The organism is Microbacterium sp. SLBN-146 (assembly GCF_006715145.1).
In the GTDB taxonomy this organism is placed as follows: domain Bacteria; phylum Actinomycetota; class Actinomycetes; order Actinomycetales; family Microbacteriaceae; genus Microbacterium.
In genome coordinates this window covers 1,508,823-1,529,155 of record NZ_VFMR01000001.1, presented here as the reverse complement: position 1 = coordinate 1,529,155, position 20,333 = coordinate 1,508,823, and the positions used below count along the sequence as shown (strand labels likewise).

The following is a 20,333-nucleotide window of genomic DNA, read 5'->3' as shown; positions in this document are numbered from 1 at the left end:
TGCTCAGCCGATCGCGGCGATGCACCAGGAGGCCGTGGCCGACTGCTCCGGCTCGATCACGATGAGTCCCGCGTCGTAGGAGTACCGCGCGGCGTTGAACGCGTCGGGAGCGCATGTCATGGGCTCGACCGCGAGCCCCAGCCGGCTTTCTGCGGGGACGGGCTTGTCAGCCGTGTGGATCTGCACCCACGGGCACGCGGCATCCCACGTCATCGAGACACCGCGACCTGCGGCATCCGTCACACGCACTGTCGCGACGCCATCGGCATCACGGCTCAGGCCCGTGAAGGCGTGGTCGATCTCGACGGAACCGATGGCGCGCGGCTCGCGGAAGTCGAAGCGAGCCGGATCGTCCTGCCCCACGGGCTCGAGATCGATCGGGGACAGCCGGTCGTCGGTCACCGCGAGAACCTGCGCGGCGGGGAGTTCGAGGATCCACTCGTCGAGAGTGCCCTCGCCGGCCACGAGGTAGGGGTGCGGTCCCGTCCCCCACGGTGCGGCTTCGGTCGACTCGTTGCGCGCCGTCACGGTCTGAGTGAGCCCGTCGGGGCCGAGCTCGAACGTCGTCGTCACGACGATCCGCCACGGGTAGGCCGTCTGCGGTTCGACGACGGCCTCCAACGTCACGTGGTCGGGCCCCTTGTCGACGGCATCGAAGTCGAGCCATCCTGCGAGGCCGTGCAGAGCGTGCCCGCGCGTGGGCTCCGTCAAGGCCAGCTCGAAGTCGCGGCCGCCGAACGAATATGTGCCGTCGACGATGCGGTTCGGCCACGGAGCGAGCGTCGCGCCGCGGTAGGACGGACGCACGACGTCGGCGTCGAACGGCACGACCAGATCGCGACCGCCATAGGTCAATGACCGGAGCGAGGCTCCGACGCTCGCGATGACGGCTTCGTAGTCGCCCGCCCGGAGTGCGTGCTGAGTGCCGGAGAGAGGTGTGCGTGCCATGCGAGTCGGATTCCCTGGGTGTCGTGTGTGAGCGGTTTCACAGTAGTTGCGGAACGAGGAGACGTGCCAATCGGGTTCTGGATGCTGCGGCATGGTGAAGGGCCCACGCCCGAAGCCGTGGGCCCTTCACCTGTCGTGCTAGCTGCAGCTCTTCGCGGCGACCGTCACCGTGGACGCGTGCGTGCGCCCGTCGGAGGCCTGGCCCGTGATGGACACGGTGTCCGCCGTGATCGATGCGAGACGCGTCGTGAACGATGCCGAGTAGCTCTTGCCCGCGGCGATCGTGACGGTCTTCGAGCCGTACGCTCCGGCGATCGTCACCGTCGCGGCCACGTCGTCACTGTTGGTGACCGTGACGACCTCGATGACCTTTCCGATGACGCAGCGCGTCGTTGCGGAGGCCGTGAGCTCGAGCCCGAACGACACGGCCGACGACGCCGACGTGCTCACGAGCCCATCGGTGTAGCCGTCGTACGTCGCGGTGACCGAGCCGACGCCCGCAGGAACCTGAACGCTCGCGACGCGGTCCTCGAGCGCAACGGTCTGGCTCCAGTCGCCGCCCGAGAACGTCACCGTGCCGACGACCTCGCCGCCGTCCTCTGCCGTGACCTCGGCAGATGCCGTCCGACCCTCGGCGGTCAGCTCCGTCGTGGAGTCGACGGCCGCGACCTCGGTCCAGCCCTTCATCGCGTCGAGAACCGACTGAGTGACGTTGACGAACGAGCCGTGACGCGGGCTCGCCGGGAGTCCACCGACGGGACGGACGTTCCAGTCGTCGCGACGCGACAGACGATCGCTCTGGCTGCTGGTCGCGATGTCCTCGCCCGTTGTGACGAACGCTCGGTAGCCGCCCGCGCCGAAGTTGTCGACGAGGAAGACGTAACCGTCGTTGTCGACGGTGTTGTTGGGGTCGCCCTCGTTGAGCTTGACGATCTGCGGCCCCTCACCGACCTGGTTGGTCTCCAGGCGCGTCATGTACGTGTCGGTCAGCTGCCACGTCGTCTCGGGATCGGCGTTCCAGTCCGAGCGCGTCGTCGGTGCCGTCAGCACCTTGGAGCGCTCGAGGAAGATGTCCTTGCCGATCTCCAGGCCGTCGGCGGCGCCACCCTCTTCGTTCTTCGTGAAGCGGTAGTAGTAGTCGCCGATCTTCTGGATCGTGGAGTCGATACGTGCGTATCCGGTGTTCTGCCACTCGGTCGGCGGGTACGTGAAGGTCTTGAAGTCGCGCGTGAGCACGTAGAAGACCCGGGCGTGGAGGTTGTCGCCGTTCGTGTGGGTCGCGTCGGAGTACAGGCGCGACGAGAAGTGCACGACGTAGGACTGCAGAGCGTCGTCCCAGTACGCCTCGGGTGCCCACGTCATGCCGGCCTCGGGCTGGTTGACCGTGATGCCCGAGTTCACACCGTTGGTGCGCTCCCAGTTGACGAGGTCGGTGGACTCCCACACGTTGATCTTCAGGCTGCCGTTCGACTGCGCAGGTCCCCAACCGGTTCCGCAGCTGATGCAGAGGTCGGTCGCGATCATGTAGTACTTGTCGCCGTCCTTCGAACGGAGGATGTACGGATCGCGCAGTCCTCGCGTGTCGGTCGTCGACGTGATGACGGGGTTGCCGCCGTTGACCGGCGAGAACGTGAAGAAGTCGTTCCCGTCGGATGCCGCCTGGTAGATCTTCTCGTCGCTGTCGGACTTGAAGTACGCGGCCGCGTATCCGGCGTCGGGGGCCCAGCGGCCCTCCTCGGCGATCGTGACCTCGAACGAGCGCTCGGCGGTCTGACCGTTGAGCGTCGCGCGCGCCGTCAGCGTGACCTCACGGTCACCCTCGCCGTAGGCGGGACGCGTGACGAGTCCGCCGCCGGCGAACGGGTCGGCCGCGCCGACCGCGGGAGCCGTGTACGCGGCATCCGTTCCCGTCACGAGAGCCGGGTCGGACGACGTCCACGTGATGGCCGCGCCGTTGACCGCGCCCTTCGTGACGAGCGGAAGGTGCTCGGTCGTGCGCTCCGAGAGCGAGATCGCATCGAGGTCGCTCGACACGTTCGGTGCCTTGACGATCACGTCGAACGTCACGGTCGTGCCGAGGCCCGTCGTAGCGGTGAGCGTCACGGGGGTGTCCTGTGTGATCGAGCGGGAGATGACGCCCGTCGTCGAGACGACGTCGGTGTTCGAGCTCGTCCAGACGAGCGAGATGCCGTTGAGCGTCGCTGGGAGCGTCAGGTTCGTCGACACCTGGGCGAGCGACGGGTTCGCTCCGAGCATCGTGGGCGTCAGGTCGAGCCGGATGATGCCCTCCGTCGCAGCGGTCTTCTGCGCGGCGGTCGGCATGCTCGAGGTGACTTCGTCAGCCGTGAGCGCGACGTCCCAGAACTTCACGTCCGACACGTCGGCACGCAGGAGCGCGTCGCCCTGGTAGAGCGAGCGTCCGAGGTATCCGAGAACGCTTCCGCTCGGGATGATCGAGCTCAGCGCACGCGTGTGCGTCAGCGTCGAGATGACAGTGCCGTCGCGGTAGACCGTGAGCGTCTGGCCGTTTCCGACCATCGTGAGCGTTGTGAAGCCCGGGTTCAGGCCTCCCCCTGCGGGCATCCGGGTCTCGCCGTTGTCGGTGCCGGACTTCACACGGATGGCCGACAGCACCTGGTTGGTGTACCCGCCCTGCGCGGAGCGCGGGCTCAGGAAGATGTGGTTGCCGAGCTGCGTCGTGTTCCACGGGCCCACGCCGTCGCCGATGACCCATCCGAAGTGGTTCGCCGACGTCTGGGTCGTCACCGTGTACTCGACGGTGAAGTTGTTGTCGGCACCCGTGATGAGGCCCTGCGGCAGCGCTGCGTAGCCGTCTGCCTTGAAGCGCAGGACGTCGTCGCCGCCCACGTTGACGAACGAGTCGTTCGTGAACGACGTGAGGGTGGCGTTGCGGCCATTGCCCGAGACGTCGATCAGGCTCGTGCCCGAGTGCGACATGTCGTAGTGGGCGGACGGCGCGGGCACCTCGGCGGCGACCGCGGTCAGCGGCGCTGAGAGTCCCAGCGTCGAGACGGCGAGGGCACCGGCCACCGATGCCGCGATCGTGCGGCGCGTGCGGCGCCGAACCGATCCGGTCGGAGAAACGGTCGAGCGTTGTCTCATCATCGAGCATCCTTTGTTTTCGGGTGGCGACGACGGCCGGACGGTGCGCGTCGCCTTTGGGTACTACTGGTGTCGGGTACTGCTGGTGTCGGGTACTGCTGGTGTCGGGTACTGCTGTTCTGTTTCGGCTCGTGCTGTTCAGTTGTGGGGATGCCGGAGGCTCAGAGGCCCTGGGCGAGGCGGTAGTAGGCCTGGTTCCAGCGGAGTTCGTGCTGGAACCCGCGGACGGTGGTGTCCTCGTCGATGACGACGAGTTCCGTCTTGGCGATGTCGGCGAAGTCGCGGAAGACCTCGATGCCCACGGCGGTGGTCATGACGGTGTGGTGAGCGGCACCCGCGATGAGCCAGCAGGCGGCGCTCGTGGCGAAGTCGGGGGCCGGCTTCCATACGGCGCGTCCCACGGGGAGCTTGGGGAGGTCGGGTGCGTCGACGTTCTCGACGACGTTCGCGACGAGGCGGAAGCGGTCGCGCATGTCGCTCATCGCGACGACGAGCGCGGGACCCGCGTCAGCGGTGAACACCAGGCGGACCGGGTCGGCTTTCCCGCCGATGCCGAGCTCGTGGACTTCGAGGCGCGGCTTGGCCGTCGTCAGCGACGGGGAGACCTCGAGCATGTGGGCGCCGAGGATGCGCTCGGAGCCGGGGACGAGGTCGTAGGTGTAGTCCTCCATGAGGCTCGCTCCACCGGGGAGACCCGCGCCCATGACGTTCGCGACCCGGACAAGGATCGCGGTCTTCCAGTCGCCTTCGGCACCGAATCCGTATCCCTCGGCCATGAGCCGCTGCACGGCGAGGCCGGGGAGCTGTGTCAGCGCGCCGAGGTCTTCGAAGCTTGTGGTGAAGGCGCCGAAGCCGCCCTCTTCGAGGAACGACCGCAGCCCGACCTCGATCGCCGCCCCGTCACGCAGCGACTGGTGGCGCTCCCCGCCGGGGAGGAGCTCGGGGGCGACGTCGTAGGACGCGACGTACTCTTCGACGAGCGCGTCAATCTGCGCATCGGATGCCGCCGCGACAGCATCCGCGAGCTCATTGACACCCCACGTGTTCACCTGCACACCGAAACGGATCTCCGCCTCGGTCTTATCCCCCTCGGTGACAGCGACGTACCGCATGTTGTCACCGAACCGGGCGAGCTTCAGCGTCCGGACCGCAGCCCACCCCGCCGCGGCACGCTGCCAATCCTCGATCTGGCCGAGGACCGTCGGGTTGGAAACATGACCGACGACCGTCTTCCGCGCGACCCCCAGACGGGTCTGGATGTACCCGAACTCCCGGTCACCGTGCGCGGCCTGGTTCAGGTTCATGAAATCGAAGTCGATATCACCCCACGGGAGCTCGACGTTCGCCTGCGTGTGCAGGTGCAGGAGCGGCTTCTGCAACGCGTCCAGACCCGAGATCCACATCTTCGCCGGGCTGAACGTGTGCATCCACGCGATCACACCGATCACATCGTCACGCGAGTTCGCCTCCAGAGCCAAACGACGGATCGAATCCGAGTCCTTCAGCACGGGCTTCCACACGGTCTTCACCGGCAGGTCCGTCAGAGCGGCGGCGACAGCCTGGGACTGCTCGGCGACCTGACGGAGGGTCTCCTCGCCGTACAGGTTCTGGCTGCCGGTGACGAACCACACCTCGTAGGCGCCGAGCGAGGTGGAGAGGGGCGTGCGGGTCATGTCGTGCTTTCCTTCAGGTCTAGCAAGGTGGTGGTGGCTGGCGTCACAATTTCGCGGTGATCGCGGCGCGTTCGATGGCGAGACCCGCGCGGTACCGGGCGAGGTACGCGGCGAAGCCGGGTACGTCCTCCGGGTCGGGATCCATGGACTCGAATCCGGCATGCGCGAAGACTCGGTCGCGGAGGTAGTCGTCCAGGTCGGCGTCGGACGCGTCGGCGGCGTAGGCCGCCAGGACGGCGATGCCCCATGCGCCTCCCTCGGATGCCGTCTCGGCGATCGACACGGGGGCGCCGAGCGCGCCCGCCAGGAAGCGCTGCGCGACTCCCGCCGTGCGGAAGACGCCGCCGTGCGCGAACATGCGATCGAGCGCGACGCCTTCGGCTTCGAGGACGCGCATGCCCAGCGCGAGAGTGCCGAAGACACCGTAGAGCTGAGCGCGCATGAAGTTCGCGAGCGTGAAGCGGCTGTCGGGAGTGCGGACGACGAGCGGCCGCCCCTCGGAGAGTCGCGCGATCGGTTCGCCGGACAGATGGTTGTAGGCCAGGAGCCCGCCCGCGTCGGGGTCGCCGTCGAGCGCTTCGCGGAAGAGCGCCTCGAAGATCTCATCGCTGTTCAGATCGCCACCGGCGATCTCGACGAAACGCTCGAAGAGCCCGACCCACGCGGCGAGCTCGCTCGCGCCGTTGTTGCAGTGCACCATCGCGACGGGGTCGCCGGCGGGGGTCGTCACGAGGTCGAGTTCGTCGTGCGCCGACTGCAGAGGATGCTCGAGGACGACCATCGCGAAGATGCTCGTGCCGGCGCTCACGTTCCCCGTGCGCGGGGCGACGGAGTTCGTCGCGACCATGCCGGTTCCCGCGTCACCTTCGGGCGGGCAGAACAGCACACCCGGGCGGAGCGTGCCGCTCGGGTCGAGCAGCGCGGCGCCTTCGGCTGTCAGTTCACCGGCGGGGGCGCCCGCGACGAGGACCTCGGGCAGGAGAGCCGCGACGTCGAGGCCGTGCGCGCGCTCGGACACGAGGCGGTCGAACTTCTCCAGCATCCCGGCGTCGTAGTCGTGGGTGGTGGCATCGATGGGGAACATGCCCGAAGCATCGCCGACACCGAGGACGGTGCGGCCGGTGAGACGCCAGTGGACGTAGCCGGCGAGCGTCGTCAGGAAGTGCACGTCCGGGAGGTGATCCTCCTCGTTGAGCACCGCCTGGTACAGGTGCGCGATCGACCAGCGCAACGGGATGTTCGTGCCGAACAACTGGGACAGCACCCCCGCGGCGCGCTCGGTCGACGTGTTCCGCCAGGTGCGGAAGGGCGTCAGCAGCTCGCCGTCCTGGTCGAACGCGAGGTAGCCGTGCATCATGGCCGAGATGCCGATCGACCCGAACGTCTCGGGAACGACGCCGTAGGTGCGCTCGGCCTCTTCCGCGAGTGCCGCGTACGCCGCCTGGAGTCCGCTCCAGACGTCGTCGAGCGCATACGTCCAGTTGCGGTCCTGCAGTCGGTTCTCCCACGCGTGCGAGCCGACCGCCAGGACACGCGACGGATCGTCGAGGTCGACGAGGCACGCCTTGATGCGGGTCGATCCGAACTCCACGCCGAGAGCCGTGCGACCCGCGCGGATCGCCTCGGCGCTCATCGCTCGTCCTCCGCATCGCGGCGGGCGTCCGACGCCTGGCCGTAGACGTTCTGGTACCGGTCGTACAGCTTGTCGATCGCCTCGGGCGGGATCGGGATGAGCTCGCCCGCCTCACGGGCGTAGTGGACCGTCCGAGCGACGTCCTCCACCATGACGGCGGCCTTCACGGCATCCTTCGCCGAGACCCCGATTGTGAACGGACCGTGGTTCTGCATGAGTACGGCACGCGAGCGGTGACCGGTGAGCGTCTCGACGATCCCCCGGCCGATCGAGTCGTCACCGATGATGGCGAACGGACCGATCGGGATGGGACCGCCGAACTCGTCGGCCATCGCCGTGATGACGCACGGGATCTCCTCGCCGCGCGCGGCCCATGCGACGGCGAACGTCGAATGCGTGTGCACGACGCCACCGACCTCGGGCATGTTCCGGTACACGTAGGCGTGGGCGGCTGTGTCGCTCGACGGCGATCGATCGCTCCCCGGTGTTCCCGGGACGACGTTCCCGTCGAGGTCGCACAGGATCATGTTCTCGGGCGCGAGGTCGTCGTACGACACGCCCGAGGGCTTGATCACGAACAGGTCCGCTCCCGGCACGCGGCCGGAGACGTTGCCGCCCGTCCACACGATCAGGTTGTAGCGGACGAGTTCGCCGTGCAGTGTCGCGACGTCCTCGCGGACGGCGTCGATCGCTGCCTGGAGCTCTGGGGTGAAGTGCGCGGAATCCGCGGTCATGAACGTGTCTCTCGTCTGTTCGGTGTCGGCGGAAGCGGTCATCGTCTGCGTCGCGCCGTCAGGACGCGCTGCAGGAGGACGAAGACGAGCAGGATGCCACCGGTGATGATCGTCAGATACTCGGGGCGGATCGTGCCGTCCTTCGTGATGATCATCCAGAGCGAGGCGAGGACGAGCGACCCGACGACGGAGCCGAGGACATAGCCCGCGCCGCCCGTGAGGAGCGTGCCACCGATGACGACGGCCGCGATGGCGTCGAGCTCCCATCCGATGCCCGTCACGTTCTGCGCCTTGCCGCCGACCTCGGCCGTGTAGACGACCGCCGCGAGACCCGCCAGCGAGCCGCTGAGGACGTAGATCCAGACGCGCGTCCGCGCGACGGGAAGACCCATCAGCTGCGCAGACGACTCCGCGCCGCCGATCCCGTAGACAGTGCGTCCCATGCGGGTGCGGTGGAGGAAGAAGAAGGCTCCCAGCACGACGAGCACGGCGATGAAGAACCCGGGTGTCAGGACGAGGTCGTTGACCTTCGGTCCATCGATGATCTTGAAGTCCGTGCCGAGCAGCAGGATCGGGGCGTCCTCGGGTGCCTGGACGGGAACCGTCGAAAGGATCGATGCCAGACCGCGCGCGAGGAACATCATCGCGAGCGTCGCGATGAAGGGTTGCACGTTGAAGTACTGGATCAGGATGCCCGACACGAGGCCGAAGAGGGCGCCGAACCCGATCATGAGGAAGATCGACAGCCATCCGTTGATGCCGATGTTCATGAGCATGACGCCCGCGACAGAGGTGAATGCCACGACGGCGCCGACCGACAGGTCGATACCGCCCGACAGGATGACGATCGTCATCCCGACCGCGAGGATGATCGTCGGCGCGAAGCTGACGAGAAGGCTCGACATCGTTCCGGCGTGGAAGACCCGGCCGTACGCGATCTCGGCGTACACGAGCATCGCGATGAGCAGCACGACGGCCGCGAGGGTCGGGATGATCGATTGGCTCCGGCCCCATACGCGCCCGAGCGCGGTCTGAACCGGGCTCTCGGCGCCGAGGGCGGGTGACGAGACGGGCGCGCTCACGCGACGACCTCCTTACGGGAACGGCGGCGTCCGAGTTGGAGGACGTAGTTCCTCACGCGTTCGGACTGCAGCAGGACGAGCACGACGATCACGATCGCCTTGAAGGCGGGTGTCGCCGCCGCGGAGACCCCGAGGAACAGGACCGTCTTGTTGAGCGTCGCGATCAGGAGCGCGCCGACCGTCGAGCCGAGGATCGAGAACTTGCCGCCCGCGAGCGACGTCCCGCCGATGACGACGGCCAGGATCGCGTCGAGCTCCATCTGGTAGCCGGTGCCCGAGACGTCGACCGTCATCACCTCCGACACCGTGAAGAGCCCGCCCGTCGCCGCGAGGATGGCGGAGAGGACGTAGACGGTGATGAGGATGGGCCGCGGACGGATGCCGGCGAGGCGGCTCGCGGCGGGGTTGATGCCGATCGACTCGATCATGAGGCCGAGGGCCGTGCGCCGCATGATGAGGGACACGACCACGACGATCACGATCGCGAGCACGAAGCTCGTGGGCAGCCCGAAGATCTGACCGTTGGAGATCTCGCGGAACGGCGCGTTGGTCGCGTTGGTGTTCTGGCCCCCCGTGATGACGCGGGCGATGCCGCGCGCCGCGAGCATCATCACGAGCGTGCTGATGAAGGGCTGCAGGCCGACGACAGCGACAAGAACACCGTTGACGAGACCGAGCAGTGCACCGATGAGGAGCGCCACCCCGATCGCGGTGAACATCGCGCCGACGGCGTTCTGTCCCTCGACGGCCCGCAGCGTCTCCATGGCTGCCGCGCCGCCGACCGCCATGATGGAGCCGACCGAGAGGTCGATGCCCTTCGTCGCGATGACGAACGTCATACCGAGCGCGATCATGATGATCGGCGCCGAGACGCGCAGGATGTCCAGCACGTTTCCTGCGAGGAGTCCGGTCGTCGAGTTGACGCCGATCCGCAGGTACGTGGGGTCCTTGATCACGTTCAGGGTCAGGAGCAGTGCGATGCCCACGATGCCCCAGAACCAGGGTGTGCGGATGAGGGTCTTGACGAAGGCCATCTCAGATCTCTCCTTCGGTCTTCTCGACGCGGGCTTCGGCCTTCACGTCGGTTTCGGCCGCGATGATCGACACGATGCTCTCGGCCGTCACGTCGGGGCCGTTGACGACCTCGCCGACCTTCTCGTGGTCCTTCAGGATCACGATGCGCTCCGAGAGACGCACGACCTCTTCGAGTTCGGAGGAGATGAACACGACGCCCATGCCGCCCTCGGCGAGCTCCGCGACGGCCTCCTGGATGTCGGCCTTCGCGCCGACATCGATGCCGCGCGTGGGCTCGTCGAGCAGCAGCAGGTCGGGCTCGGTGGCGAGCCAGCGGCCCAGAAGCACCTTCTGCTGGTTTCCGCCCGAGAGGAGCCGGATCGGACGATCGGGGTCGTTGGGGCGCACGCTGAACCGCTCCATGTAGGTCTTGACGAGCTGATCGACCTCGCGAGCGGGAACACGGCGGAGCCAGCCGCGCTTGGCCTGGACGGCGAGCATGATGTTCTCGCGCACGCTCAGGTCGCCGATGATGCCGTCATCGCGGCGGTTCTCGGTCGAGTAGGCGATGTGCTGGGCGAGGCCGGCGACGGGCGACGTGATGCCGGTCTTCTTGCCCTTGATCCGCACGGTGCCGGAGTCGGCGCGATCCGCGCCGAAGATGAGACGCGCGAGCTCGGTGCGACCCGCGCCGAGGAGTCCGGCGAAGCCGACGACCTCGCCGCGGTGGATCTCGATGTCGGTCGGCGCCAGCGCGCCCTTGCGACCGAGATCGTCGGCCGCGTACACGGGGGTCTCGCTGCGGTCGCGCACGTCGACCTGACGGTTGGAGCCGAGAGCGCGCAGCGTCTCGAAGTCCTTGCCGATCATCTTGGAGATGAGCGCGGTCCGGTCCAGCTCACGCTTCAGGTACTCGCCGACGAACTGCCCGTTCCGCAGCACCGTGATCCGGTCGCTGATCGCGTAGACCTGATCGAGGAAGTGCGAGACGAAGAGGATCGCGACACCCTGATCGCGGAGTCGCCGCATGACTGTGAACAGCACCTCGACCTCGGCGGCGTCCAGGCTCGACGTCGGCTCATCGAGGATGAGGACCTTCGAGTCGGTGACCATCGCGCGGCTGATCGCGACGAGCTGCTGCAAGGCGATCGAGATGGAAGAAAGAGGGGCACGCGTGTCGAGATGTCCGAGTCCCATGCGGGAGAGGGCGTCCTTCGCCTGCGCGTGGGTCTTGCGCCAGTTGATGCCGAACGGGCCGCGCACTTCGTGGCCGAGCATCACGTTCTCACCGATGGTGAGGTTGGTGCAGAGGTTGACCTCCTGGTACACCGTCGAGATGCCGGCGGCCTGAGCGGAGGCGGTACCCGTGAGATGGCGCTTCTCGCCGAAGACGAAGATGTCGCCGGAGTCGATCTGGTAGACACCCGTGAGGGCCTTGATCAGCGTCGACTTTCCGGCACCGTTCTCACCCATGAGGGTGTGTACTTCGCCCGGGAGAAGCCGGAAGTTTACTTCGTCGAGTGCTTTGACGCCGGGGAACGTGATCGATGCGTCGCGGACTTCGACGATCGGGGGGGATTCGGTCATCACTGACGAACTTCCTCGTGTATTGCGGTTTCGGGTGAGAGTCGACGGAAGCGGGGATCGCCGATCGCGGCGATCCCCGCTCCGTCAGGTGGTGATGGTGTCAGCCGTTCGAGCTCAGAAGCCCTGGCCGTCGGCCAGTGCCGTCTCGCCCGCCTCGGGCGAGTCGAACGTCGCGCTGTCGACGATGATGGTCGACTCGACCGTCTCACCGGCGAGCGCCTTCTCGACGACGTCCACGGCGATGTCGCCGAAGAACGGGTTGTACTGGGCGACGAAGCTCAGCTGGCCCGCGGCGAGCGCCTCGAGTGCACCGGTGGTGCCATCGATCGTGGCGATCTTGACGTCGGTTCCGGGGACGAGGCCGGCAGCCTCGACGGCCTGAGCCGCGCCGATGCCCATCTCGTCGTTCTGAGCGAAGATGAACTGGATGTCGTTGTTGTTCGCTTTGAGGACGGTCTCGGTGACCGACTTGCCCTCGTCGGTCTTCCAGTTGGCCGTCTGCGCGCCGACCTTGTTGAAGCCTGCGGCGTCAGCAACCTCGGAGTCGAAGCCCTCGTTGCGCTCGTTGACGACCGAGAGACCCGGGACGCCCTCGAGCACGTAGTAGTTCGCGCCCTCGGGGAACGTCTCGACAGCCCATGCGCCGACCGAAGCCGCGACCTGGAAGTTGTCGGGGGCGATGCGGGTCACGTAGAGGTCTTCGCTCGCGTCGACACCACGGTCGAGGAGGATGACGGGGATCTCGGCCTCCTGGGCGAGCTCGAGCGAGTCTTCCCAACCGGATGCCTCGGTCGCGGTCAGCAGGATGACGTCGACCTCGTCGTTGACGAACGTCGAGAATGCGTCGAGCTGCGACTTCTGGTCGCTGGGGCTGGCGGCGGGAGCGTACTTGAGCTCGTAGCCGGCCTCTTCGGTGAAGGCGTCCTTGACGGCCTGCTCGTTCGCGTTGCGCCATCCGCCCTCGGGGCCGACCGCGACGAATCCGACCGTGATGAGGTCGCCGCCGGTGTCGCCACCGGTGTCTCCGCCCGCGTCGTCGCCGCCGCTCGCGCAGCCGGCAAGACCGAGGGCGAGCGCCCCCGCGCCGACGAAGCCGATCATGCTGAGCATGCGCTTCTTGTTTGCCATGTGATCTCCTCCTTGAGACTCTCCGACGCGCTTCGTTGGAGAGAAGTGGGCGTGCCCCTCGCGGGACACCCTCGGGTGTGTCAAGCCATTGTGCGCGCTAACAATCGGTTCGCGCAACTCCCCAAGAGAAATTCGTTATTTGACCGTTACCGCGAACGACAGGGTCGTTCACCGGATGTCACGCGCGCGGTGCGGACGTCGACGCGCGCGCGATCAGGATGGGCGCGATGACGTCGTGCTGCGCACCCTCTTCGCCCTCGATGGCGGAGATGATGAGCTGCAGCGCGAGGGAGCCCAGCGCGCCGAAGTCCTGCCGCACCGTCGTGAGCGGCGGAAGGAAGTGGCGCGAATCGGGAAGATCGTCGAACCCCACGACGCTGATGTCGTCGGGAACGCGCAGACCGCGCTCGTGGAGGCCATGCGTGAGTCCGAGTGCCATCTGGTCGTTGGACGCGAAGACCGCCGTGACATCTCCGAAGTCGAAGGTGCGCCCGAACTCGTAGCCGTAGTCCGATGTCCAGTCGCCGTTGATCGCCGGCCCGCTGGGCAGCCCGGCGCTGGTGAGCGCCTCGCGCCAGCCCTGCTCGCGCTCACGCGCGTCGTACCAGTCGAGCGGTCCGGCGAGGTGTGCGATCGAGCGGTGCCCCAGTCCGATGAGGTGATCGACGGCGAGCTTCGCACCGAGGCGCTGATCGACGGCTGCGGTATGCCACGTGGCATCCGGCTCGGCCTTGATGACGATCGTGGGGAGTCCCGTGGTCTGCTGACGCAGCATGTCGAGCGACGAGGCCCGCGGCGCGATCACGCAGAGCGCATCCACCCCCTGTGTGACCAGTTCCACGACGCCCGCGTCGATCTGCGACTCATCGTCTTCCGAGATCGAGAAGGCGCTGATCGCGTATCCGACTTCGCGGGCGGCACTCTCGAGTGCGCGGAGCGTGCTGTTGGGGCCGTATTGAACGGGGCTGTCCACCACGACGCCGATCCGCATGGCCCTGCGCGTCGCGAGAGCCCGTGCGATCGAACTGCGCGTGTAGTTCATCTCGTCGATCGCGAGGAGCACACGCTCGCGCGTCGACTCCCTGATGTTGGGATGGTCGTTGAGCACGCGCGACACCGTCATGTGCGAAACGCCCGCGTGCTTTGCAACGTCGTAAATACTCGGCCGTTGCCAGCCTCGGCTTACTTCGGTCATCTGATGCCACCCCGCTCGATCCTGCGACGACCGACCAGACCTCGAAGTGATGTCGACGGCCCGAAGGCCAGCCCCCCCATCACCGGAACGCGGGCATCGTTCACCACAGCGTAGGGGGTGCGGGGCCTCGTGCGGGAGACCACCCCTCGTTCGCGAGGCGACTCGTCGATGGTTTCGGTCGACACGCTGGTCGTCTTGCCCACCCGGGTCATGACGCACTCGCGGTCGTGGACTCCGTGCGGGCCTCTTCGCGGCCCTCCTTGCGAGCTTCTTCGCGCACACCCTCGATGAGGGCCGTGAGGCGACGCCGCGAGCGGAGACGCCCCCACAGGATCGCGCCCACGACGAGCAGGATGCCGGCCAGCAGGATGAGCTGCGGCCAGGGCACGGCCCAGACGATGACATCGGCCGAAACAGGGGCCAGGGATTCGGTGGCATCCGTCATCGTCAGGACGGTCGGAGTAAGGGTGACCGTCGTCGGGACCAGGAAGAACGGCCATACGTCATCGATTTCGACGCTGATCGTGCGCGTGTCGCCGGGCAGCAGTTCTTGCGCGGACTCGCCCTCGGCGGGGAAGGCCACGCTCTGACCGCCCGCCGAGACGGTGCCCTCCGCGAGCAGTCGGGTGTTGCCCTCGTTGACGACGTCGAAAGTGACGGTCTGTCGTCCGGGGCGGAGCGGATTCCACGAGGTGTCGTAGTCGCCGGATACGGCCGCGAGGGCCGCCGATGGTGTGATCTCGCCCGTGACGCGCGTGAGGACACGGAATCCGATGCGACTCTCGACCCCGACGCTCGTGCCGTCCTCCGCCTCTTTGACAGAGAGGACGGATGCCGTGATGCCGGCAGCATGATCGCCGGGCTCGGCGCGATCGGGGACGGTGATCGTGAACGGGACCACGACGGTTTCGCCGCCCGGGACCGTGACCGTCTCGGGCACCGAGATCCAGGTGCCCGCGGCGACCGACTCCTGGTCGGCAGCGAGGATGTCGAAGCGGCCGTTGGCGTTGTAGAACCCGTCGGCCGCCGTCAGGCTGAAGACGACTTCGTCCTTGCCGATGTTGCGCACGGCGAAGTGGTCTTCGACGACCTCACCGGGGTCGACGTCGATCTCGACCGCTCGGCGTCCGTCCGGTCCCGATTCGTCGGCGGGGACGACCGACCAACGTACTTCGGCGTCGTCGTCGGCCGCCGCACGCGCCGCGGTGGATGTCCACCCGACGGAGAGGACGATCATCACCAACGCGATGAACGTCGCCACGGCGCGCGGCATCGGGCGGGGTCGACGGGGGAGATCAAACACGTGGGTTCCAGATATGTCAGGGTCGGGGCCACCCGTGGCGGCCCCGACCCGGTTTCATGACGAGCAGGAGAAGAGCGCGGACGAATTTACTGCAGCGCGTTTTCCCACAGCGTGAGGGTGATGGTGCCGGAGTAGTCACCGGGGGCGATGTCGACCGGCGTCTTGAGGAACAGGTTAGCGTTCGCCTGCCACGTACCGACGGTCGCGGCGTCACCGGAATCGATCGTCACGAGCGCCAGAAGCTCCTGGCTGACAAGACCGACATTGTTCGGTCCTTCGTCGAGGACGGTGTCGACCTCGGGGCCCACGGCGACTTCGCCGTTGCCTTCCTCGGTGAGAATCGCCGGCACCCAGCCGAGGTGCCCAGCCGGGATCGTCAGTCCGCCCGCGGCGGTCAGAGCGCTCGACTGACCCGTGACGTACCATCCGACATCGGTGGGGACCTCTTCGCGGTCGTCTGTGACCGTCACCGTCGGCAGGACGCCATCGAACTGACGGATGTCGGGGTCCGTGGACTCGACCTCCTCGAGGGTCGCGCTGCCGGGGGCGACGCTCATCGTGAGCGCACCGACCGGTTCGAGCGCCTCGATGCTGACGGCGACGTCGACATCCTGGTCGTCGACCTCGTCGGCGAGAGCCGCACCGGCACCACCGAGCAGAAGTGCACCGCCGATTGCGCCGACCGCGGCGCGGGCGATGAAGCCCTTCTTGTTCATTGCTTCTGTCTCCTATCCCCGGCCGGCATTCCTGCCGTACCGAACTCGCGAGCGATCGGACCGTCCGATCGTCGGGTCTCGCGGGAACCCCGGCGAATGCGGGACGTTCCCCTCAACGACGTGCTGTCACACGGTGCGCGGAGTGCTCCGTGCTCGTCCGCGCGCAGGGCAGGGCGGTGCGGATCGACGTGCAGCACCTCGAGATTCCCCCACGGGGGGAGGTTCGACGTAGCGAGCATCATGCACCTTTGCTCTGGATCCGACTGTGGATCGACGGGCTCGAGATGATGTTAGCGATAACGGTTACCGAGAACAACCCTTTCGATAAGCTTTTCGGTGACGAACTTCTCTTCCTCGGGACGACTGCTCCCCGCTGGCACCCGAAGCCCCGCCACAGAGCGCGGCAGCGGACGCTGGTGCGGGGCCGAGCGGTATGTCCTGCACCGCTCGACCCCGGGTCTCAGCCGCAGGATGCGGCGGGGAACGCCGCATCGATCGTCGCGGTGACAGGAGCCCCGTCGACGGTGGCAGAAGCGGTCAGGGTCATGGTTCCCGCGGCGATCGCAGCCTGCCTCGTCGTGAACGACGCCGACATGCTCTTGCCTGCGGCGACGGAGCCGAAGGCCTTCGTCCCGTAGGGCCCCGTCGCCGTCATCGTCACGGGGACGTCCTCGCCGTTCTTGACGGTGAGGATCTGCACCACCTTGCCCCCGATACACCGGGCCGTGACGGTCGCCGACGCATCGAGCACGGGGGCGGCCACGGGGGTCACGGTCACTGTCACGGAGACCTCGCGGTTCTCCGGCGCAACTTCCTCGTCCGATTCCATGTCGAAGATCGGCAGTCCGTCCGAAGCCCAGTGGACGCGGCGGACGAACATGTCCCGTCCGCTCAGCCCTCTGTTGTCGGTGCGCGCGTGGAAGACGTAGAGCAGATTGTCGTCTTCGTCGTGCGACCACATGCCGTGTCCCGTCCCGAGCTGCCACGCACCGTTGAAGACACCCGACTTCTGGATGGGGTAGTTGAGCTTCGTCCACGCGGCGGGTGACGTCAGATCGACCCCCTCCCCCGCGATCGCCGTCGCGAGACCCGTCGTATAGGTGTCGCCGACCGTCGATCCGGAGTAGATGAGGTTCAGCACGCCGTCGCGGGCATACACGTTCGGGCCTTCCGCGATGACGTTGTCCCACGCGTACTCGGGCGCGAGGATCCGCACCGGCTCCGACGTCAGCCGAGTCGGGTTCGACGGGTCCATCCTCGCGATGTACAGCGAGCCGAGCTGCTGCCAGATGTAGTACGACTGGCCGGAGTCTTCGAGGTACGTCATGTCGAGCGAGATGCCCTGCACGGGGTTCAGAGCGCCGCCGCCGCTGCGGAGCACCTTCTGCGGCTTCGTCCAGTTCGCCGGCACCGCGGGATCGAGGTCCGCACCCTGTGCATCCTGCTTCAACTGGATGATGCTCGCGCGCCCCGTCCACATGTCGGGTTGGCCGTTCGTGCCGTTGTAGCAGGGCATGAACAGGATCGACAGCTTTCCGCCGATGACGTGGTACTCGGGCGCCCAGAAGCATCCCGTCATCACTGCGCCGTCGGCGTCGGTGTCACCGCGGCGCAAGAGGTCGATCTCGACGTTGCGGCCCGCTGCGATCGCCTCGTCCGAGAGGTCCTCGATGCGATCGGCGATACGGATCGGCATGTGCGCGCCGCCCTGCGGATTGATGTTGCCGCCGTAGATGTCCTCCGTGGCGATCATGAGGAACTTCTGCTGACCGTTCCAGTCGTAGCGGAACACCGACGGGTCGGCGCGCTCGTCGGCGAACGGCGTCGCGTACTCGGGCGCTGCGATCGTGCCCGTGACCTCGTAGGTGCCGGGCGTCGAGGTGTCGACGGCGTCGAGGGAGCCGGCATCCCAGGCGATCGCCCGGGTCGACGTCGAACCGTCGTTGTAGGACAGTTCCGCACGCTGCGGAAGATCCGCCGCGGCGAGCTCGTCACCCGCGGCGATCTCGACGTCCTCGAGATCCGCGACACCCGTGTTGACGATCCGGCCGAACCGGACGGACAGCGCATCGGCGACCGGGGATGACACGACGAGCGCATTGCCGGTCGCGAAGTTCGGGATGCCGGGGTCGTCAACGCCTTCGGTCGCGGTGATCGCGCCACGTTGGACAGGCCCGCGAGTCGCCGGATCGGCGAGGTCTCCGAACGTCGTGAAGAACGCGACGCCGGCATCCGAGGTCCAGCTCACGACGTAGCGTTCGGAGGCGGAATCCCAGACGACGGCAGGGTCGTTGACGCCGCTCGTGACGCCGAGGTCGATCATCCCGACCTCCTCGTACGACAGGAGGTCGGCGCTGCGGGCGTAGAGGAGACTGCTCGACTGCAGGTTCTCCACTCCCCCGTTCCGCAACGTCCGGGTCGCCACGATGCCGAACGACCCATCCTCCTGGTAGAACACGTGGGGGTTCCGGAGGCTCCGGAGAAGCCCGTCGCTCGGGCCGTTCGCCGGGATCGGCGTGGAGGTCCGCGGGAAGAAGATGCCGTAGTTCTCGTTGAGCGGCATCCACCCGTCTGCTGACTCGAGCGCGAGATGCATGCTCAACGCGACATCGGCGTTGTTCGCCTCCGCGACCGACGTCGGGTTCCTGTTGTAGGCGATGATCTGCGGCGACGTGGCCGGGAGGACACGGACGGCGAAGCGTCGCTCGACACTCGCTCCCGTCGACGCGTCGCTGACGGCGACCGTGATCCCCCCATCGAGGGGCTCGCTCGAGCCCGACGTGATCGCCTCATCAACCTCGATTCCACCCGTCGCGCCGGTCACGGTGACCTCGGTGCCGGCGGGGGCCGCGGGAAGCGCCGCACCCGAGCGCACGATCGAGGGGATGACGAAGCGCTGCGCGAGACGCTCGATGCGTTCGGACGGGGTCTCCGTCGAGGGGAGCACCGTGACGGTGATCGTGCTGCTCGCGGTGATGCCGCGGATGGATGCCGTCGCCGTCAGCTGGACGGGGATCGCCTGCTGACCGGCGAGCGGCGGCATCACGAGCCCGTTCGTCGCAACGACGTCGGGGTTGCTCGACGTCCAGGTGACGCGGCCGTTCGCGGTGGGGAGATCGATGTCGCTCGACGTCTCGCGGTCGGTCAGCGCAAGTCCCGTGAGGATCGCCTGCGCCTGGCCCTGCAGCTCGGCCGCGTTCGCCTGCGCGTCCTCGGCCGACACCTCCGCGACCTCGGCGGCCGAGAGCGCGCGGTCATAGACGCGGAACGATGAGATCGCGCCCTGGAAGAGCGGATCCGGCCACGGCGCGCGCCCGATCGTGTTGAGCGACTGGTTCAGGACGTCGGCCGGCGTGAAGGCGACGGGTGCCTGCGCCGTGCGGATTCCGTCGATATAGAGGGAGGCCGTGCCACTCGCCCCGTCGACGACGGAGGTGACGTTGACCCATTGACCCGCCGTGATGCCGCACGAGGTCGACTGCGCGAGCTGCTCGACCCCGCCCGACTTGATCCCGACGAGCGGGGAACGACCCGACGCGCAGTTGAGTGAAGCGAAGAGGTACTCCGTGGCGGAGGAGTCGTTGCCGACGTTCCACAAGAAATGGAAGCCGCTCAGCATCGCGGCGGATGCCTTCACTTCGGCTGTGATGGTCGCGGACGTCTTACCGGAGAGGATGTTCTGCGGAAGCTCGACCCAGTTCCCGTTCGAGGTCTTCGCACCGCCGCGCATCGTGAGGGCGGTGCCGGTCCAGTCCGTCGGCTGGAGGTTGCGGACGGTTGCGGGTCCGAGCGTCGCGCCCTCCGCGGAGTTCGCGACGGTCGTTCCCGACGTCTGCGTGAACAGGTACTCCGCGAGGAGGCCCTCGTCCGGCGGAGCAGCGTGCGCCGTGACGGCGCCCATTCCGAAGATCATCGCCCCTGCGGCGACAGCGGCGACGGCAGACCGTCGGGCTCGAGAAAACACTCTCATTCCACTCTCCATCAAGTGACTGGACATCGTCGTTCAGCGTGTTATCGCTCACATTACCGGGAATCGCTCCCCGCGCAAGAGTGGGAAAGCGTTCCCCCCGGTTTCCGGTAGCGATTTCTTGACAGCAGCGCGTAGGCCGACGTACCTTGATCACACTGGGATGTTCCCGGTAACATTCATGTCCGTCGGCCGCGTGAGCGGCCGAACGATTGCGCGATGACGCACAA

The 20,333-nt window shown here is 67.3% G+C and carries 13 protein-coding genes; all 13 read right to left on the bottom strand.

What is annotated here, in order from left to right:
* Nucleotides 1-3: 3 nt before the first annotated feature.
* The 13 genes from FBY39_RS06455 to FBY39_RS06395 all read right to left on the bottom strand — a co-directional run bounded on the left by FBY39_RS06455 (nt 4) and on the right by FBY39_RS06395 (nt 20,106).
* A complete protein-coding gene (locus FBY39_RS06455) occupies nt 4-948 on the bottom strand; it encodes an aldose 1-epimerase family protein (protein ID WP_141931196.1) in 945 nt (314 codons plus the stop codon).
* Between the two features lie 138 nt (nt 949-1,086).
* Nucleotides 1,087-4,074 (bottom strand): immunoglobulin-like domain-containing protein, encoded by a 2,988-nt coding sequence (locus FBY39_RS06450; protein WP_260837468.1) that lies wholly within the window; start codon nt 4,072-4,074, stop codon nt 1,087-1,089.
* A gap of 158 nt (nt 4,075-4,232) precedes the next feature.
* Nucleotides 4,233-5,744 carry an L-arabinose isomerase gene (araA, locus tag FBY39_RS06445; protein ID WP_141931195.1) on the bottom strand — a complete coding sequence of 504 codons (1,512 nt, stop codon included), beginning with the start codon at nt 5,742-5,744 and terminating at the stop codon, nt 4,233-4,235.
* A gap of 43 nt (nt 5,745-5,787) precedes the next feature.
* Nucleotides 5,788-7,377: a xylulokinase gene (locus FBY39_RS06440; protein WP_141931193.1), complete on the bottom strand. Its 1,590-nt coding sequence runs from the start codon at nt 7,375-7,377 to the stop codon at nt 5,788-5,790.
* Nucleotides 7,374-8,111 (bottom strand): L-ribulose-5-phosphate 4-epimerase, encoded by a 738-nt coding sequence (locus tag FBY39_RS06435; RefSeq protein ID WP_141931191.1) that lies wholly within the window; start codon nt 8,109-8,111, stop codon nt 7,374-7,376. Before FBY39_RS06435 ends, FBY39_RS06440 begins: the two co-directional genes overlap by 4 nt.
* 38 nt (nt 8,112-8,149) lie before the next feature.
* Nucleotides 8,150-9,193 (bottom strand): ABC transporter permease, encoded by a 1,044-nt coding sequence (locus tag FBY39_RS06430; RefSeq protein ID WP_141931189.1) that lies wholly within the window; start codon nt 9,191-9,193, stop codon nt 8,150-8,152.
* Nucleotides 9,190-10,227 carry an ABC transporter permease gene (locus FBY39_RS06425; RefSeq protein WP_141931187.1) on the bottom strand — a complete coding sequence of 346 codons (1,038 nt, stop codon included), beginning with the start codon at nt 10,225-10,227 and terminating at the stop codon, nt 9,190-9,192. The genes FBY39_RS06430 and FBY39_RS06425 overlap by 4 nt, the downstream gene beginning before the upstream one ends.
* A 1-nt stretch (nt 10,228) precedes the next feature.
* A complete protein-coding gene (locus FBY39_RS06420; protein WP_186336928.1) occupies nt 10,229-11,794 on the bottom strand; it encodes a sugar ABC transporter ATP-binding protein in 1,566 nt (521 codons plus the stop codon).
* A gap of 114 nt (nt 11,795-11,908) precedes the next feature.
* The gene (locus tag FBY39_RS06415) at nt 11,909-12,922 is read right to left on the bottom strand and encodes an ABC transporter substrate-binding protein (protein WP_141931182.1); all 1,014 of its coding nucleotides are present in this window, start codon (nt 12,920-12,922) and stop codon (nt 11,909-11,911) included.
* 178 nt (nt 12,923-13,100) lie between these two features.
* A complete protein-coding gene (locus FBY39_RS06410) occupies nt 13,101-14,117 on the bottom strand; it encodes a LacI family DNA-binding transcriptional regulator (RefSeq protein WP_141931179.1) in 1,017 nt (338 codons plus the stop codon).
* Nucleotides 14,118-14,325: 208 nt separating this feature from the next.
* A complete protein-coding gene (locus FBY39_RS06405) occupies nt 14,326-15,378 on the bottom strand; it encodes a DUF916 domain-containing protein (RefSeq protein WP_260837467.1) in 1,053 nt (350 codons plus the stop codon).
* 128 nt (nt 15,379-15,506) lie between these two features.
* On the bottom strand, nt 15,507-16,136 hold the full coding sequence (locus FBY39_RS06400; RefSeq protein WP_141931175.1) for a hypothetical protein: 630 nt from the start codon (nt 16,134-16,136) through the stop codon (nt 15,507-15,509).
* A 460-nt stretch (nt 16,137-16,596) separates the two neighbouring features.
* Nucleotides 16,597-20,106, bottom strand: a complete 3,510-nt coding sequence (locus FBY39_RS06395) for a family 43 glycosylhydrolase (RefSeq protein ID WP_160132987.1) — start codon at nt 20,104-20,106, stop codon at nt 16,597-16,599.
* Nucleotides 20,107-20,333: the final 227 nt, after the last annotated feature.

Bases quoted from the DNA above. Each gene is read 5' to 3' on its own strand.
- FBY39_RS06455 (WP_141931196.1), bottom strand. From the start codon at position 948: ATGGCACGCACACCTCTCTCCGGCACTCAGCACGCACTCCGGGCGGGC.
- FBY39_RS06450 (WP_260837468.1), bottom strand. From the start codon at position 4,074: ATGATGAGACAACGCTCGACCGTTTCTCCGACCGGATCGGTTCGGCGC.
- araA (WP_141931195.1), bottom strand. From the start codon at position 5,744: ATGACCCGCACGCCCCTCTCCACCTCGCTCGGCGCCTACGAGGTGTGG.
- FBY39_RS06440 (WP_141931193.1), bottom strand. From the start codon at position 7,377: ATGAGCGCCGAGGCGATCCGCGCGGGTCGCACGGCTCTCGGCGTGGAG.
- FBY39_RS06435 (WP_141931191.1), bottom strand. From the start codon at position 8,111: ATGACCGCGGATTCCGCGCACTTCACCCCAGAGCTCCAGGCAGCGATC.
- FBY39_RS06425 (WP_141931187.1), bottom strand. From the start codon at position 10,227: ATGGCCTTCGTCAAGACCCTCATCCGCACACCCTGGTTCTGGGGCATC.
- FBY39_RS06420 (WP_186336928.1), bottom strand. From the start codon at position 11,794: ATGACCGAATCCCCCCCGATCGTCGAAGTCCGCGACGCATCGATCACG.
- FBY39_RS06415 (WP_141931182.1), bottom strand. From the start codon at position 12,922: ATGGCAAACAAGAAGCGCATGCTCAGCATGATCGGCTTCGTCGGCGCG.
- FBY39_RS06410 (WP_141931179.1), bottom strand. From the start codon at position 14,117: ATGACCGAAGTAAGCCGAGGCTGGCAACGGCCGAGTATTTACGACGTT.
- FBY39_RS06400 (WP_141931175.1), bottom strand. From the start codon at position 16,136: ATGAACAAGAAGGGCTTCATCGCCCGCGCCGCGGTCGGCGCAATCGGC.
- FBY39_RS06395 (WP_160132987.1), bottom strand. From the start codon at position 20,106: ATGAGAGTGTTTTCTCGAGCCCGACGGTCTGCCGTCGCCGCTGTCGCC.